We start from the raw sequence: 15206 nt of genomic DNA, 5'->3' as shown, positions 1-15206 counted from the left end.
TCGGCATGACAGATATTCGCGCAGCCGGCATGTCTGCGGGCGCCGCACTGGCTGTCCGCAATGCCGGCACTAAGCAGTTGGCGGGCGATGCTCAAGACAGGTTTCTGGCACTGTTGATTACGCAGTTGCAGAATCAGGATCCCTTGAACCCGATGGACAATGCCCAGATTACTTCCCAGATGGCTCAACTATCGACGGTTCACGGGATCGGCCAGCTCAACGATACCCTGTTGTCCCTCGCCGGCCAGATCGATATGTCTCAGTCTATGCAGGCGGCGGGCCTGATCGGCAAAGGAGTGCTTGTTCCAGGATCCAAAGTGGCGCTGGGTGGGCAGGGCGCCTCGCGGCAGGCCACGCCTTTTGGCGTTGATGTCGTCTCGGCAGCAGAGCAGTTGGTGGTGACCATTCATGATGGCGCGGGATCGGTCGTGCGCAAGCTGGAGTTCGGGCCGCAGCCTGAAGGGGTGATGTCGCTGCAGTGGGATGGGAAAGCGGATGGGGGCGTGGATTTGCCGGATGGCGCCTACGCCATACAGGCCACCGCGTCAGGCAAAGACGGCGCGTCGGTTCCGGTTGTGCCGCTGACCTATGGCATGGTCTCCAGCGTTGGCCAGTCGTCTGGCGGCATGCGGATAGACCTGGGCCTGGCCGGCACGCATGCCCTTCTGGATGTCAGAAAAATTATGTAGCAGGTTTGCAGCAGGACAAGGTTTGGGCTTTTCGTTAGCAGTATCCGGTTAAAGAGCGCGATCACCCAGGCAACTTAATTTCTAATTTCAAAAGAGGTAGATCATGGGTTTCGGGCAAGGGCTGAGCGGGTTGAGCGCAGCTTCGCAATCGCTGGATGTCATTGGCAACAATATTGCCAACGCCGCCACGGTTGGCTTTAAATCGGGTTCGGCTACGTTTGCCGACGTATATGCCAGTTCACGCGTTGGGCTGGGCACGCAAGTGGCAAGCATCAATCAACGCTTTACGGTGGGCATGGTCGCAAATACGGGCAACCAGTTTGATATGGCCATTGATGGCGCCAAGGGCATGTTCCGTATGGTTGACACAAGTGGCAGCGTGCTCTACACCCGCAACGGTCAGTTTCTTGCCGACAAGAACCACTATGTCGTCAATGCGCAAGGGCACAGATTGACGGGTTACATGGATGGCGACACGACACCCCAACCCATACGCGTACCGTCGGGAAATATCGCGCCTTCCGCCACGAGTACTGTCACATCGGTCGTGAATGTCGATGCGAACGCGGTTGTGATTCCGGCCGACACCGTTTTCTCTCCGCAGAATGCCAATAGCTATACTCACGCCTTCCCCGTGAATGTCTACGATAGCCTGGGCAATGCGCATCAGCTGACTCAGTACTTTGTGAAGCGAACAGGTGTCGCCGGCACGGCAAGCAATTGGCAGGTTTATTACCGTCTGAATGGCAATCCGCTTCCCGAACCACGCAACGACGCCAATCCTGTTGGGCTCGTCTTCGATGCCGGCGGTCGCATGACAGTGCCGGCGGCGCCCGTCCCAATGACGGTAGCAGGCATAGGTGGAACCGACTCACCCGCACTGCCGCTTGTTTTTTCGATTGATTACGGAGGGTCTACTCAGTTCGGCGGAGACTTCACCTATAACTTTACCCAGAACGGCTATTCGACCGGCGAGTATGCCAGCATGTCGATTGCGGGCGATGGCACTATCGTAGCCAGCTATACAAACGGGAAAACCCAGGCGCTGGGCTCGCTGGTGTTGGCCGACTTCGCCAATCTACAGGGCCTGAAGCCTGTGGGTGGCAATGCCTGGGTGGAAACCGCTGATTCGGGTCAGGCCATATTGGGCGTGCCGGGCTCAAATGGCATGGCCAGGATAAAGGGCCAGGCTGTCGAAGAGTCCAATGTTGATATGAGCCAGGAACTGGTCAGCATGATCATTGCGCAGCGAACCTACCAGGCCAATGCGCAGACGATCAAGACGCAGGATCAGGTCATGCAGACGCTTATATCAATGCGCTAGCGCGAGAAATCATGGACCGAATGATCTATACCGCAGCGTCTGGGGCGGCCCGTATTCTTGAGCAACAGGCCGTTATCAGCCACAACCTGGCCAACATAGGTACCACGGGGTTTCGCGAGCAGATTTCGCTCTACCGGTCCGTTCCGGTAATAGGTTCGGCTGGCCTGCCCACGCGCGTGTCCACGGTGATGTCGACGCCCGGCAGCAGTTACGCGAAAGGTTCTCTCGTCGAGACTGGCAGAACACTGGACGCAGCCATTGCCGGCGAAGGCTGGTTCAGCGTGCAAACGCCGGCCGGAGAAGCTTATACCCGTTCCGGGGAATTTGCCGTAAACGCTCAAGGCGTGCTGGTAACACAGCAGGGGTGGCCCGTGCTGTCCGAAGACGGCGCCTGGGTGTCGATTCCTGAAGGCGGTGCTGTGGCGTTTTCTGGTGATGGGCAGGTGTTCATACAGGGGCCAGCTGGGAGAGATGCCCAGCAACTTGCGCGACTGAAGCTGGTGAATCCTTCGCTTGCTGACATGCAGCGAAGCGGAGACGGCACATTTCGTTTGGCCGGTGGCGCAAACGCGCCCTACGACCCGCAGGTTCGCATTCTTGGGGGGGTTCTCGAAAAAAGCAATGTCAACGCCGCTTCGGCTTTGGTCGGCATGATCAGCAATGCGCGGCATTTTGAAATGCAGATGAAAGTCATACAGGATGCCGGCGCGAATGCGGAACGTGCCAACGCCATACTCTCGGTAGGTTGAATCGTCTGATAACACGGGCGCCGCGTTGCGTCGCGCCAGAAGGAAAACAATGATACGTTCTCTATGGATAGCCAAGACGGGCCTGGAATCGCAGCAGACCAACATGGATGTGATCTCCAATAATCTTGCAAATGTGAATACAACTGGATTCAAACGCAGCCGTGCAGTTTTTGAAGACCTTATGTACCAGACCTTGCGCCAACCAGGAGCACAGGTAGGCCCGGCAGGGCAGTTGCCGTCCGGGCTGCAGATTGGTACGGGTGCGCGCACAGTAGCCACACAGCGCATCCATACTCAGGGAAATCTGAAAGACACGGGAAACAGTCTGGATATTGCCATACAGGGGCGTGGCTTTCTGCAAGTCGAAATGCCCGACGGAAGCTTTGCCTACACGCGTGACGGCAGCTTGCAGGTTGATCAGAGTGGCCAGTTGGTAACCGCGGGCGGTTATCCGATCCAGCCTCCAGTGAGTATTCCTGATAATGCGCTGTCCGTCACGATTGCACGCGACGGTCTTGTGTCCGTAACTCAGGCGGGCGCGGCAGGTACAAATGTAGAGGTTGGCCAGATACAGCTTGCCACGTTTGTCAATCCTACCGGCTTGCAGAGCGCGGGCGAAAATCTGTACGTGGAAACAGACGCGTCGGGCGCCGCCAACCTTGCGCAGCCCGGGCTCGACGGCGCCGGCCTTGTACTCCAGCAATATAACGAAACATCCAATGTCAATGTGGCAGAAGAACTGGTGAATATGATTACGACGCAACGCGCTTACGAGATGAACAGCAAAGTAGTGCAAACGTCCGATCAGATGCTTGCCCGGCTGACGCAGCTTTGATGCGATCTGATCAATTCTCCTGCCGGCTGTCCTGCCTGTGGCTTGCCTTATTGTCAGGGTGTGCGCTAGTACCGCCCGAGCCGGTGGTAACCGGGCCCTTGACGGCGCGCCCGCCAGATGCCCCGATTTCCGTTGCACAGCCCAATGGTGCCATCTATCAGCCCACCGTGTTCGGCAATCATCCCCTGTTTGAAGACCGTCGTCCACGCGCCGTTGGCGATATCGTCACTGTCATTATTCAGGAGCAAACAAATGCCGCCAAGAATGTGCAGACTACCACCGCCAGGAAAGGCAGCGCAGGGTTTGGCGTTAAAACCTCCCCGGGCATACTCCCCCGCGAGATCGGTGCGAGCCAATCATTCGATCTGAACGGTGAAAACGAGTCGTCCGGAAAAGGGGCCAGCCGTGCCGACAATATGTTTTCGGGGTCTGTGACAACCACAGTAGTTGGCGTGCTGCCCAATGGCAATCTGCAGATCGCCGGTGACAAACAGATGGCCATCAATCGTGGCAGCGAACATATACGGTTTTCGGGCGTTGTGGATCCGCGCTCCATCACCGCATCCAACACCGTTCTGTCGACCCAGGTGGCCGATGCGCGCATAGAGCTTCGCAGTCATGGAACCATGGATGAAGTCCAGAACATGGGGTGGCTGCAGCGGTTTTTCCTGAATATCGCCCCGTTTTAGTCGAACGTGTTTCCTTCTCACGCAGGACGTGTCCTTGATTTATATGCATACGCTCAAATGAGATCTCCCTCTGCATCCCTGTTCTCCGACCTCGATCTTGCATCGGGCGGCGTCAGACACGTCAAGCCGGGACGCTTCCGCCGGACACAGCGCTTCGGGGTACGCCTTGTCCTGTCCTTCGCCACTGTTCTGGGCCTGCTCCTGGCTGCGAATGCGTTCGCTGAACGCATCAAGGACATAGCGACCATTCAGGGCTTACGCGAGAATCCCCTGATCGGCTATGGATTGGTCGTGGGCCTGGATGGCAGCGGCGATCAGATGCGGCAAGCGCCATTCACGCAACAAAGCCTTACCAACATGCTTTCACAGCTGGGCGTGACCCTTCCCCAGGGAAGTAATATGCAAGTCAAGAACGTAGCGGCTGTGGTGGTGACGGCCACGCTTCCTGCCTTGGCTGCGCCGGGACAAAGCATAGACGTCGTCGTGTCGTCCATGGGGAACGCGAAAAGCCTGCGCGGGGGAACGCTGTTGATGACGCCGCTCAAGGGCGCCAATGGTCAGGTCTATGCGATTGCTCAGGGCAATCTGCTTGTCGGCGGCGCAGGCGCGCAGGCGGGCGGGGCGAGTGTGCAGGTCAACCAGCTCAATGGTGGGATTATTCCGAATGGGGCGATCGTCGAACGGGATGTCCCTACCGTGTATATGCGCGATGGCGTTATCAGCCTGGAACTGAACAATATCGATTTCGCCGCGACGCAAAACGTACTGGCGGCATTGAACAGCCACTTTGGCCCCGGAACGGCGCATGCGCTTAACGGGCGCGTCATTCAACTGCAAGGTCCACCGGACCCTGCCCGGCAGGCCGCGTTCCTGTCGCAGGTCGAAAACCTGAAGGTAGCACTTCCACCGGCCAGGGCCAAAGTCGTCATCAACGCCCGGACTGGCTCTGTGGTGATGAACCGTACCGTGACAATAGAAGAGGCGGCGATCGCCTACGGAAATCTTTCCGTGGTCATCAGCCGCGATCCCGAGGTCAGTCAGCCCGAAACACCCTTCGCGGGTGGGCAGACTGTCGTTTCGGACACTGCTCGAGTGGAGATGCGTACAGATGGCGGCAGTTTGCAGCGTGTGCACACGAGTACCAATCTCTCTGATGTCATCAAGGCATTGAACGCTTTGGGTGCTACCCCGCAGGATCTGCTTTCAATACTACAGAATCTCAAAAGCGCAGGTGCCCTGCGCGCCGATCTGGAAGTCATCTAGGAGCGAGAATGTCCTTTGTTCGATACATACCGCGCCCTGTTGAAGGGCTTGGAACTTCGCTGGATTTCAATGGCCTTGCATCCTTGCGGCAGAAGCTCAGAACGGACACTGAACCCAAGGCAGCGCAGCAACAAGTGGCGCAGCAGTTCGAAGCTTTGTTCATTCAGTTGATGCTCAAGCAGGCCAGGCAAGCGAGTGTTGCAACGCCCCTATTGGATGGGGAGCCGGTGAGGATGGCGCAGGCTTTGAACGATGAGCAGACTGCGCTTGGCCTGGCAAACCCTGGTCTGGGATTGGCTCAAGCGCTCTTTGAGCAACTGCGCGCAACGGCCTCGCCAACCGGCGTGGCAAAGGCTGTGAGGAACATACCCGGGCATGTCAGGGCGTTTATTGACAAGCTTGCTGATTCGGCCAGCTTGGTTGCCCGGCATAGCGGTATACCCGAAAAATTGATACTTAGCCAGGCCGCCCTGGAGTCGGGGTGGGGTCGGCGGGAGATCAGGCATGAGGATGGCTCAGGCAGCTTTAATCTCTTTGGCATCAAAGCTGGCGCGGGCTGGTCCGGAAAAGTGGCGAATGTTGTCACCACGGAATACGTGGACGGCAAGCCTCAAAAATTGATTCAGGCTTTTCGTGCCTATGGTTCCTATATGGAATCATTCTCCGACTATGCTCGCCTGATAACTCAAAGCGCTCGTTATCGCGGCGTTACCCAGACGGACTGCGCGCAAGAGGCTGCGCGTCGGATACAGGATGCGGGCTACGCCACCGACCCCGAGTATGCAAATAAACTGATTTCCATCATGTCGTATTTTGATGCGGATCATTGAGATGTTTGGGCACCGTTGGCTGGGCACCTCGGGCTAGCTTCACTTGCTTGAGCATTAAATCTTTCGCGCATGGTGACGTTAACACGATCGTTAACGTCACCATGCGCGATGGATCGTACTGCCGTCGCATTCAGTGGAAATTTTTATGAATCTAGCCAATCTTGGTCTTTCGGGGCTTAATGCCGCGCAAAGTCGTCTGCAGGCGTCGGGCCACAATATCAATAACGCCGCCACGCAGGGTTACAGCCGGCAGTCTGTGCTGGTTTCCAGTGCGGGTGGGGCGACAGGCTCCGCAGGCAATGTTGGCCGTGGGGTGCAGGTTGTTACGGTTCAGCGCGCTTATGATGAGTTTCTTGCTCGCAAGCTGGACAGTGCCCAGACCACCAGTGCTTCCATTGCGGCCTACGGTGCAGAAATCTCGCAGATCAATAATCTGCTCGCCGATCATACTGTCGGCATCGCCCCGGCATTGCAGAAGTTCTTTGCGAGTGTGCAGGCGGTGGCATCAGCTCCGGCGGACAGCGCTGCGCGCCAGGAGCTGTTGGGCCGTGCGTCAGGCCTGGTTGGCCAAATCAACGATACCAACGAATTTCTCGATAGCCAGCGCGATAACATCAATACGCAAATTTCCACCATCGTCACGCAGGTAAACAACTATGCCGAACGCGTACGCGATTTGAACACGCAGATTATCACCGCGCGCGCCACCGCGATCGGCCATGAACCGAACGATCTGCTTGATCAGCGTGATCGCTTGGTATCTGAGCTTGGGCAGCTCATTGGTGTAAAGGTGGTCGATCAGGACGGTCAATTCAGTCTCGCGGTAGGTAACGGGCAGCTGTTGCTGGGCGGCAATAAGGTGTTCCCTTTGAACACCAGGCCGTCGCCGTCTGACCCCGCGCGTGTCGCAGTTGCCTATTCGGTGCAGGGGCCTGATGGCGCAATGCTGCTGGCCGATTTGCCGGAAGATCGTATCAAAGGTGGGACGCTGGGAGGCTTGCTGCAGTATCGGAACGAAACGCTGGGTCAGTTGCAGAATCAGCTTGGCCGCATGGCGGTGGGGCTTTCGCAGGCTTTCAATGAAATACACCGAACCGGGATGGATTTGACGGGCGCGGAAGGCAAGGACTTTTTCGTACTGGGCGGCGTTGCAGGAATGCCGCACGCCGTAAACGCCGGTTCGGGCAGTGTAACGGCGAGCTACTTCGACGTGGGCGCGTTGAGCGGGCAGGACTACCGCGTAGAGCATAGAGAGGGCGGTTACGTCGTAACCAGCATCCCAGCGGGCGTTGTAACCCAACTTAGCGCGGATCAGACCAATATCGATGGCATCAGCTTTGCGTTTGGGGATGGCGAGGCCGCGGTGGGAGATAGCTGGCTTGTACAACCCACGCGGTCAGCGGGCGCAACGCTGGCGCTGGCCATCACGGATCCAGCCTCGATCGCCGCGGCCGCGTCCAATACAGGCACCGCCAATGGCGATACCGCCCTTGCGCTTGCACAGCTGCAGACGGCCAAGATCTTCGACAATGGCACCGTGAGCCTGAACGAAGCGTTCTCGCAGATTGTGAACAGAGTGGGGGTGCTGACGCAACAAAACAGCACGCAGGCCAAGGCTCAGGCGGCATTGATTCAGCAAAGTTTTGCGACCCAGCAGTCGGTGTCTGGCGTGAACCTAAACGAAGAGTACATCAATATACAGCGGCACATGGAGCAATTTCAGGCGGCCGCTCGCCTTATCTCTGTGAGCAATGCATTATTCGACACGTTGTTGAGTTTGCGCAGCTAACGATGAGTGGCTCATATTTTTACATCTGAATTTCGAGACTGCAATTATGCGCGTTAGTTCCAACCAGTTCTACCAAACCGGCCTGCATGCCATCAATAGCCAGCAGTCCGAACTTATGCATCTATATAAGCAGCTTGGGAGTACCAAACGGCTCATTACCCCGGCGGACGATCCGCTTGCGGCTGCGCAGGCCATCAATATCAGCCAGTCTCAATCGCTCAATCAGCGCCTTGCGGAAAATCGTGATATTGCCAGGCGCAGCCTGGGCACCGCGGAAAATACCCTGTTGTCGATGACGCTGCTATTGCAGGAAATCAAGACCCGGCTGATAGAAGCGGGCAATGGCACCCTGTCTGATCACGACCGTGCCGCACTGGGGAATGTACTCTTGGGGGCGCGCGATAATCTGCTCGGCCTGGCCAATGCTACGGATGGCAACGGCCAGTACCTGTTCTCAGGTTCTCGTGGAGAAGTGGCCGCATATCAGGAGGAAGCCGGGCGTATTGTCTATTGCGGCGATCAGCTGCAACGCACGGTACAGGCCGACCCCACACGGCGCATTGCAGGTAGTGACATAGGCAGCGATATTCTGGAGCGAGCAGTACCCGGTTCAAATGCTTACCTGACGCGGGCCACGGTCGATAACATCGGCACCGGGCGCATTGGCGCGCCTGTGATCACCGATCCGAGGGCAGCACAGGCAGGGCACTATTTCACGATTACGTTCACGGATGAGATCACCTATAACGTAACGGTTACTGATGGGTTGGGGGAAACCGTCGAAACACGCGAAAACCAGCGTTACATCCCCGACAAAGAGAACACCATCGTCCTGTCTTCGGGGGTACGGGTTATGGTGTGCGGATCGCCCGCAAGCGAAGATACTTTCTTTGCAGAGCCTCTCAATGGCGAGGCAACGCGTTTGAATATCTTCGACACGCTCGACAGTGTCATTGCCGCGCTTCGCAGCCCGATGGAAGGGAACGATCATGCCAAAGCATGTTTCAGTAACGTTCTGGCAAGTGCGACGCAACGGATAGGCAGCCACTACGACAATGTGCTCACGGTACGCGCATCGGTAGGCGCACGCATGAATGAGCTTGATGCACTGGACGATAGCGGCAGCCTACGGGATCTTGGCTACGCAATGCATCTCTCCAATCTCGAAGGTCTGGACTACTACCGTGCTTCAACGCAACTGCAGTTGCGACTATCTGCCCTGGAAGCTGCCTCGCTTGCTTTCAGAAAAATTCAGTCCACCAGCCTGTTCAACTTGGTTGCGAACTAGCTCAATGGCGAAGCGCTGTGGCAACACGGCGGCTTGGCTGGCATGTCATGCGGTTGCTTACAGGCCGGATAACCCTTGCGCCAGCCGTGCCATTTCGCTGTAGCCTTTGTCGAACAGATTGGAGAGAAAAGACGTGGTCTGAGGCAACACAATCGTCAGCAACGTCAATCCTGCCATCAGGCTGATTGGAAATCCAACAGAAAACACGGACAGTTGTTGGGCGGTTCGATTGAGGATGCCCAGCGAAAGATTGATCGTAAGAAGCACAATAATCAGGGGTAGGGCGAGCATTACGCCGGAAACCATCACCTGGCCGCTCCATTCAAGCAGCACGCCCCATCCGTTGATGTCCAGTTTTCCTGGCTGCACTGGCAAAGTATGAAAGCTGTGTATCAGGCACGTCAGCATATAAAGATGGCCATCGAGCACAAGAAAAAGCAATATGGCGATCACATTGAAAAAACGTGAGAGCACAGCCGTGTTGGCACCCGTTGCCGGATCAAATAGCGAAGCGAAAGAAAGCCCCATCTGAAGTCCTACGATTTCTCCGCCGGCCTGTACCGCGGCGAACACGATGCGCATGACCAGGCCCAAGGCAATACCAATCAGAACCTGTTGGCAAGTCAGCCACAGGGCGGTGAAGGAGCCCGTAGGCAACGAGGGCATAGGCGCAAGTGTGGGCGCCACGGCGACTGTGGCGGTTGCGGCCAAACCAATCTTGACGCGCATGGGAATGGAGGACTCGCCCAACGCGGGGGCTACGGTGACCAGAGCGAGAATACGAAAAAATGGCCAGAGAAAGGCGTTCATCCAGTCATACAGCAGGCCAATGTCAAACGTGACCATACTTATACCGATGCGATCACGAAGCCATTTCCGGGATCTGCGCGAGCAGCGCCTGGATGTAATCCACCATGGTGCCTACGAGCCAGGGGCCGAGCAGTGCCAGGGTTGCACCGACAGCCAGCAGTTTGGGAATGAAGGACAAGGTCATTTCGTTGACCTGAGTGGCTGCCTGGAAAATGCTGACGATGAGCCCGACAACCAGTGTTGCAAGCAAGGCGGGCGCGGCCATGATAAGCACCACTTTCATGGCTTGGTAGGTCATGGTCATGACTGTTTCAGTATTCATAATAAGCTCACTGATGAAAACTTTGAGCCAGCGCGCCCAGGAGCAGATTCCACCCATCGGCCAGTACGAACAGCATGAGCTTGAAGGGCAGCGAGATTGTCACCGGAGGAACCATCATCATCCCCAGGGCCATGAGAACACTGGCGACGACCAGATCGATGATGAGAAACGGAATGAAGATGGTGAACCCGATCTGAAAAGCTGTCTTCAACTCGCTGGTGATGAAGGATGGCACCAGTATCCTAAGTGGTACGTCTTTTGGCGTGTGGATATCTGATGTGCCGGACATCTGGGCAAACATGGCCAGATCGCTCTCCCGTGTCTGACGCAGCATGAACTCCCGCAGCGGCGCGGCGCCACGATCCAGGGCTTGTTCAAAGACAATAGTCCCTTCACTTAGTGGCTTGTACGCTTCGGCGTAGATTCTGTCGAGGACCGGCGACATGGCAAAAAGTGTCAAGAACAGGGCGATTCCTATCAGCACGGTGTTTGGTGGCGACGCGCCTGTGCCAAGCGCATTGCGAAGCAGGCTCAGCACGATGATGATGCGAGTAAAGCCTGTCATCATCAGCAGCATTGCCGGGAGAAAGGACAACATGGTCAGCATGACCAATGTCTGTATGCTGAGTGACCATGTCTGGACGCTGCCGTCGGGCGTGGAGGAGGTCAGGGCTGGCAAGGCCAACTGAGCCTGACCAATTGCGGGTGTCCACAGGGCCAATAAGGTCACTGCGGGGAGCAGGGTTCGGAGCCGACACATTTAAGGCTGCTCCTGCGCATGCATGCCGTGGCGATCAAGTGATTTTTTATCCCCGCTGCCAACACAATGGTCGGCGGTCATGCTGTCGACGCGAGCCCTAGGCTGTGGCAGAACTTGCAGCAGCGACATGGATTGCGGCGTGACGCCCAGGATGAGCCGAACCCCGCTTACATCTACGACGATGACGGAATGTCTGGGATCGACGCTTCGGGTGTCAAGAATTTTGATCGTATTTGCCGAGTGGGGAAGATGCCGGTCAAACTTGCGTATCAGCCAGGCGGCAAGGTAGATCATGGCCACCACAAGGGCTAGACTACCTGCAAGCTTCAGAACGGAGTAGGCATCCATGAACTTACCGTCGACCGTTCAGACGGTTGATCCGGTCCGCTGGTGTAATGATGTCGGTGATGCGTATTCCATATTTTTCATCCACTACCACCACCTCGCCCTGAGCAATGAGGTACCCGTTCACGAAAATATCCATGGGTTCGCCAGCAAGCCCGTCCAGCTCTACGACGGAGCCCTGCCCAAGCTGCAGAATATTCTTGATGGTCAGTCGGGTGCGGCCAAGTTCCACTGAAAGCTGTACTGGAATATCCCCAATCATGTCGATATCCGTGCTGCCCAAGGCATCGCTGTGAATGAGGGGTTTAAAGATGTTGTCCTCCGCAGATTGCGCTTCTGTTTGGTGCGCTGCAGTCTGCGCATCCTGAGCGCTGGTGTTGTCGTTGCCTGTCACCGCAGCACCTTTTGGCGAGGTGGTCGGGTTGCCTTGCTCGGCAAAGGCCGCAGCCCATTCAGCGTCGTGATTGTCTGCCTTGACATCCTGGGCCGCGGGGGCGAAAGCGCTGCTGTCCGGTCGAGTTTTTTTAGAAGATGAGGTCATTTTTTCAGGAAATTTCGGTTTCGGACATCGTGAACATACGTTTCACGCGCAGGGCATAGCGTCCATGGACGATGCCGTAGTCGCATTCCATGACGGGCACACCACCGGCGCTGGCAATTATTGTGGGCTGAACATCGACAGGCATGACATCGCCAACTTTGAGCGTCATGAGCCGGGCAATGTTGGTTTGCACCTTGCCGAGCTCTGCGATCAGATCAATATCGGCACTGCGAACCTGGCGCGTTAGTTGCTGTGTCCATCGTTGGTCGATGTCGCGCGTGCTTAGCTCTTGGAAGGGCTGCGTCAGCAGATCGCGTACGGGTTCTATCATTGAATAGGGCAGGCATATGTTCAGATTTCCGCCAGACGCGCCCAGTTCGATATTGAATGATGTTGCGACCACGATTTCGTTGCCGCTGGTGATACTGGCGAACTTGGTATGCATCTCCGATCGTATGTATTCGAACTCTATCGGATAAACCTGCGCCCAGGCCGACGCATAGCTTTCCAGCGTCAGATTGAGCAGACGCCGGATGATGCGCTGCTCTGTTGTCGTGAAGTCTCGACCTTCCACGCGGATGTTGTAGCGTCCGTGCCCGCCGAACATGCTGTCGATCACCAGAAAGACCAGTTTGGGATCGTAAGTGAACAGCGAAATACCGCGCAGCGGTTTCATGCTGACCATGTTCAGGTTACTGGGTACTGGCAGGTTCCGTTCAAAGTCGGAATACTTCTGGATGCGGATATTGCCGACTGTGATATCAGCGTTACGCCGCATGAACGACAGCAGCGTTGCGCGTAGGCTGCGTGCAAACCGCTCGTTGATGAGCTCGAGCGTTTGCATGCGATGCCGGACCACGCGGTCTGGCGAGCCAAGGTCATAAGATCGGATTCCGCTGCTACTGACGGTTTCTGGGGTTTGACTTTGGCTTTCGCCCGTAATGCCGGCCAGAAGTGCATCGACTTCCTCCTGCGACAGCAGGCTTTGGTAGGACATTACTGAACCACGAAGGCGGTGAACAATACATCGCCAATGTTTGGGCCCTCCGGTTCTGGCGTGTATGGCTGAGCAAGTTCGCTGCGAAGAATATCAACAAGCGCGGCGCGCCCTTCGCTGGTTTGAACATCATGAACGTTTTGCTGGGCCAGCAGTCTGAGTGCTCGGTCTCTTACTTCAGGCATATAGGCGTTTATGATGCTGGCCGATTGTTGATCACCGACACGTAAGGTAATGGCTGCGTACAGGACGCGGTTTTTATAATCGCCGGGCAGGGTTACGGTGAATGGATCCAGCGGCACGAATATAGGATCAGGTGCGGGTGCCGCTGGCGCGTAGCCACCACGCGTCGATAACTCCGCGTTCGCCGGACTCAGGCCGGCGTATTTCTGAAAGGCCAATGTAGCTCCCGAGCTGGCTACAGCAATGAAAGCGATGAGCATGGCGAGCTTTGCAGCCGTGATAGTATTGTTTGACGATTTCTGAGACATGGCTGGTTGGCGTGAATGTACAGGGTTGTTAAGGCCTGGTTATCGAATGTCGAGGTGAAAGAAAAAAGAAGTTCAATGCCTCATTGTGAGGTAGGGAAAAGGGCAGGGTCCAAGGGAAAAGCGCTTTTTATGCGCGATAGCTTTCACCTTTGCGCACGATTGGTTCAGGCATAGATGTCTATCTGCGTATCCAGGCTTCTTGAGCGACCGGCGTCGGACGGTGAAGCCATGGCGACCGTCTGAGTGCTTTCTTTCGCATGCTCTCTGGCACCATCAGACGCACTTTCTTCCGTGAATGCTCGGCCTGTGTGATGCGAGTCGTTGACGCTGGCCTGCCCCAATGAGATGCCCGCCTGCGCCAAAAGCTGATGAAGTTGAGGCAAAGCGTTCTCTACCGCGTGCCGAACCGAGGCCTGCGTGCAGAAGAATGCGGCCTGTGCGGTATTGTCAATAACGCTGAGCGAGACATGCAGGGGGCCAAGTTCGGGAGGATCGAGTCGCAGCTCCACCGTCTGTTGCCCGTGTTCAGTGCTTCGCACGATATTCAGAAAGTGTTTGCTGAACGCGCTCGGCCAATGGGTATCACTGATAGGCGTATTGATGGTGAACTCTGTGGCGGAGTAAGCGTTGTTGTGCGAACCAATGTTCGATTTCATGCCGCTGGCTGTCAGGTAGGGCATCTCCAATATCGCGTTTCCAAGCTCGCGCGATTCTGTAAATATTTTCCCTGACTCGGATGCGATAGCACGGGCCGGTTGACGCTCAATGGCTGTGTACAGATTTGACTCGGCTTGCTTAATGGTGGCGGACAGGCTAAGCGCGGCGGGAGGAGGTGTATTGCGCAAAGCTTGGATCGTGCGTTCCGAATCCGGGTTCTTGTCCATTGCCTGCAAACGCAGCGATTCGCGCATGCCAACAAGAGGAGTAGAAGTATGAGTTTTATTGGCGCTGTTCTTCGTCTTCCCTGAATAATCGGTTGGCCCGGACGCGGTGAAGGCAACGGCGTGGGTTGGTGTCGACGATGCATGGACCAACATACGAGTCTGCGGCGGCAATTGTGCGAACGTCGGGGAGGCGTGGTGGGTAGATGTATCTCCACCTGGATCGACGACTTGCGCGGCCGTTTCAAGGGCGAACGACACGGCTTGCTGCGTGTCGCTCGGTAGTGCCCGGACGGGAACCCGGGTGCACCCCTGATCGATATCGTCGTCGAAACCCGTTGATGTAGTGTGCGCGTGCAGTGTGTGGATGGCGTTAGTCTGCGCCTGATTTTCTGGTTGCAAGTCTGGCTGGGCGGAACCATCGGAGATGCCTTGTCTTGGTGGAGGAGACGAAGCCATCGCGCATAGAGTGGCCTGTTGAGCCAGGATGTCAGAGAAGTCCGCGCTGTCTTCTTCCTTGAGGCGATCTTCAGAATGGCCAGCCAATGCGCGGCGGCTGGCTGTCGCGGGCAACAGGTCTGAAGCATGAATATTCATTTATCT

General features: G+C 56.4%; 17 protein-coding genes. 9 read left to right on the top strand and 8 right to left on the bottom strand.

Annotated elements, in window-relative coordinates; translation table 11 throughout:
• The first annotated feature begins 5 nt into the window (after positions 1–5).
• From ERE07_RS00185 to flgL, 9 genes are all read left to right on the top strand, one after another.
• Complete coding sequence (locus ERE07_RS00185) at positions 6–689, top strand: flagellar hook capping FlgD N-terminal domain-containing protein (protein WP_130006848.1); 684 nt, start codon at positions 6–8, stop codon at positions 687–689.
• A 103-nt stretch (positions 690–792) separates the two neighbouring features.
• A complete protein-coding gene (gene flgE / locus ERE07_RS00180; protein ID WP_130006846.1) occupies positions 793–2013 on the top strand; it encodes a flagellar hook protein FlgE in 1221 nt (406 codons plus the stop codon).
• Positions 2014–2024: 11 nt separating this feature from the next.
• Positions 2025–2762 carry a flagellar basal body rod protein FlgF gene (locus tag ERE07_RS00175; protein ID WP_130006844.1) on the top strand — a complete coding sequence of 246 codons (738 nt, stop codon included), beginning with the start codon at positions 2025–2027 and terminating at the stop codon, positions 2760–2762.
• Between the two features lie 49 nt (positions 2763–2811).
• The gene (gene flgG / locus ERE07_RS00170; RefSeq protein WP_130006842.1) at positions 2812–3597 is read left to right on the top strand and encodes a flagellar basal-body rod protein FlgG; all 786 of its coding nucleotides are present in this window, start codon (positions 2812–2814) and stop codon (positions 3595–3597) included.
• The gene (locus ERE07_RS00165; protein WP_130006840.1) at positions 3597–4286 is read left to right on the top strand and encodes a flagellar basal body L-ring protein FlgH; all 690 of its coding nucleotides are present in this window, start codon (positions 3597–3599) and stop codon (positions 4284–4286) included. Before flgG ends, ERE07_RS00165 begins: the two co-directional genes overlap by 1 nt.
• Before the next feature lie 57 nt (positions 4287–4343).
• Positions 4344–5549, top strand: coding sequence for a flagellar basal body P-ring protein FlgI (locus ERE07_RS00160; protein WP_130006838.1), 1206 nt, complete (start codon positions 4344–4346; stop codon positions 5547–5549).
• Positions 5550–5557: 8 nt separating this feature from the next.
• Positions 5558–6379 (top strand): flagellar assembly peptidoglycan hydrolase FlgJ, encoded by an 822-nt coding sequence (gene flgJ, locus ERE07_RS00155; protein WP_130006836.1) that lies wholly within the window; start codon positions 5558–5560, stop codon positions 6377–6379.
• Between the two features lie 145 nt (positions 6380–6524).
• On the top strand, positions 6525–8168 hold the full coding sequence (flgK, locus tag ERE07_RS00150) for a flagellar hook-associated protein FlgK (RefSeq protein ID WP_130006834.1): 1644 nt from the start codon (positions 6525–6527) through the stop codon (positions 8166–8168).
• A 46-nt stretch (positions 8169–8214) separates the two neighbouring features.
• The gene (flgL, locus tag ERE07_RS00145; protein WP_130006832.1) at positions 8215–9456 is read left to right on the top strand and encodes a flagellar hook-associated protein FlgL; all 1242 of its coding nucleotides are present in this window, start codon (positions 8215–8217) and stop codon (positions 9454–9456) included.
• 57 nt (positions 9457–9513) lie between these two features.
• Here the strand turns inward: flgL and fliR are convergent, their stop codons facing one another.
• From fliR to ERE07_RS00105, 8 genes are all read right to left on the bottom strand, one after another.
• The gene (fliR, locus tag ERE07_RS00140) at positions 9514–10302 is read right to left on the bottom strand and encodes a flagellar biosynthetic protein FliR (protein WP_130006830.1); all 789 of its coding nucleotides are present in this window, start codon (positions 10300–10302) and stop codon (positions 9514–9516) included.
• 16 nt (positions 10303–10318) lie between these two features.
• A complete protein-coding gene (fliQ, locus tag ERE07_RS00135) occupies positions 10319–10588 on the bottom strand; it encodes a flagellar biosynthesis protein FliQ (RefSeq protein WP_130006828.1) in 270 nt (89 codons plus the stop codon).
• Between the two features lie 7 nt (positions 10589–10595).
• Positions 10596–11348, bottom strand: a complete 753-nt coding sequence (fliP, locus tag ERE07_RS00130) for a flagellar type III secretion system pore protein FliP (RefSeq protein WP_130006826.1) — start codon at positions 11346–11348, stop codon at positions 10596–10598.
• Complete coding sequence (fliO, locus tag ERE07_RS00125; RefSeq protein WP_130006824.1) at positions 11349–11696, bottom strand: flagellar biosynthetic protein FliO; 348 nt, start codon at positions 11694–11696, stop codon at positions 11349–11351. It lies immediately after the preceding gene.
• Between the two features lie 4 nt (positions 11697–11700).
• Positions 11701–12234, bottom strand: a complete 534-nt coding sequence (fliN, locus tag ERE07_RS00120) for a flagellar motor switch protein FliN (RefSeq protein WP_130006822.1) — start codon at positions 12232–12234, stop codon at positions 11701–11703.
• A 4-nt stretch (positions 12235–12238) separates the two neighbouring features.
• The gene (gene fliM, locus ERE07_RS00115) at positions 12239–13231 is read right to left on the bottom strand and encodes a flagellar motor switch protein FliM (RefSeq protein WP_130006820.1); all 993 of its coding nucleotides are present in this window, start codon (positions 13229–13231) and stop codon (positions 12239–12241) included.
• Positions 13231–13674 (bottom strand): flagellar basal body-associated FliL family protein, encoded by a 444-nt coding sequence (locus ERE07_RS00110; RefSeq protein WP_245153338.1) that lies wholly within the window; start codon positions 13672–13674, stop codon positions 13231–13233. The genes fliM and ERE07_RS00110 overlap by 1 nt, the downstream gene beginning before the upstream one ends.
• 212 nt (positions 13675–13886) lie before the next feature.
• A complete protein-coding gene (locus ERE07_RS00105; protein WP_245153337.1) occupies positions 13887–15200 on the bottom strand; it encodes a flagellar hook-length control protein FliK in 1314 nt (437 codons plus the stop codon).
• Positions 15201–15206 lie beyond the last annotated feature (6 nt).

The sequence above is a fragment of the Allopusillimonas ginsengisoli genome (genome assembly GCF_004153455.1).
GTDB classification, from domain to species: domain Bacteria; phylum Pseudomonadota; class Gammaproteobacteria; order Burkholderiales; family Burkholderiaceae_B; genus Allopusillimonas; species Allopusillimonas ginsengisoli.
The sequence above is the reverse complement of the archived record's forward strand: the minus strand, read 5'-3'. Positions and strand labels throughout refer to the sequence as shown.

Coding starts and splice junctions, on each gene's coding strand:
- fliP (WP_130006826.1), bottom strand. CDS start 11,348: ATGTGTCGGCTCCGAACCCTGCTCCCCGCAGTGACCTTATTGGCCCTG.
- flgE (WP_130006846.1), top strand. CDS start 793: ATGGGTTTCGGGCAAGGGCTGAGCGGGTTGAGCGCAGCTTCGCAATCG.
- flgG (WP_130006842.1), top strand. CDS start 2,812: ATGATACGTTCTCTATGGATAGCCAAGACGGGCCTGGAATCGCAGCAG.
- flgK (WP_130006834.1), top strand. CDS start 6,525: ATGAATCTAGCCAATCTTGGTCTTTCGGGGCTTAATGCCGCGCAAAGT.
- ERE07_RS00175 (WP_130006844.1), top strand. CDS start 2,025: ATGGACCGAATGATCTATACCGCAGCGTCTGGGGCGGCCCGTATTCTT.
- fliN (WP_130006822.1), bottom strand. CDS start 12,234: ATGACCTCATCTTCTAAAAAAACTCGACCGGACAGCAGCGCTTTCGCC.
- flgL (WP_130006832.1), top strand. CDS start 8,215: ATGCGCGTTAGTTCCAACCAGTTCTACCAAACCGGCCTGCATGCCATC.
- ERE07_RS00105 (WP_245153337.1), bottom strand. CDS start 15,200: ATGAATATTCATGCTTCAGACCTGTTGCCCGCGACAGCCAGCCGCCGC.
- ERE07_RS00165 (WP_130006840.1), top strand. CDS start 3,597: ATGCGATCTGATCAATTCTCCTGCCGGCTGTCCTGCCTGTGGCTTGCC.
- fliM (WP_130006820.1), bottom strand. CDS start 13,231: ATGTCCTACCAAAGCCTGCTGTCGCAGGAGGAAGTCGATGCACTTCTG.
- ERE07_RS00185 (WP_130006848.1), top strand. CDS start 6: ATGACAGATATTCGCGCAGCCGGCATGTCTGCGGGCGCCGCACTGGCT.
- ERE07_RS00160 (WP_130006838.1), top strand. CDS start 4,344: ATGAGATCTCCCTCTGCATCCCTGTTCTCCGACCTCGATCTTGCATCG.
- flgJ (WP_130006836.1), top strand. CDS start 5,558: ATGTCCTTTGTTCGATACATACCGCGCCCTGTTGAAGGGCTTGGAACT.
- fliO (WP_130006824.1), bottom strand. CDS start 11,696: ATGGATGCCTACTCCGTTCTGAAGCTTGCAGGTAGTCTAGCCCTTGTG.
- fliR (WP_130006830.1), bottom strand. CDS start 10,302: ATGGTCACGTTTGACATTGGCCTGCTGTATGACTGGATGAACGCCTTT.
- ERE07_RS00110 (WP_245153338.1), bottom strand. CDS start 13,674: ATGCTCATCGCTTTCATTGCTGTAGCCAGCTCGGGAGCTACATTGGCC.
- fliQ (WP_130006828.1), bottom strand. CDS start 10,588: ATGAATACTGAAACAGTCATGACCATGACCTACCAAGCCATGAAAGTG.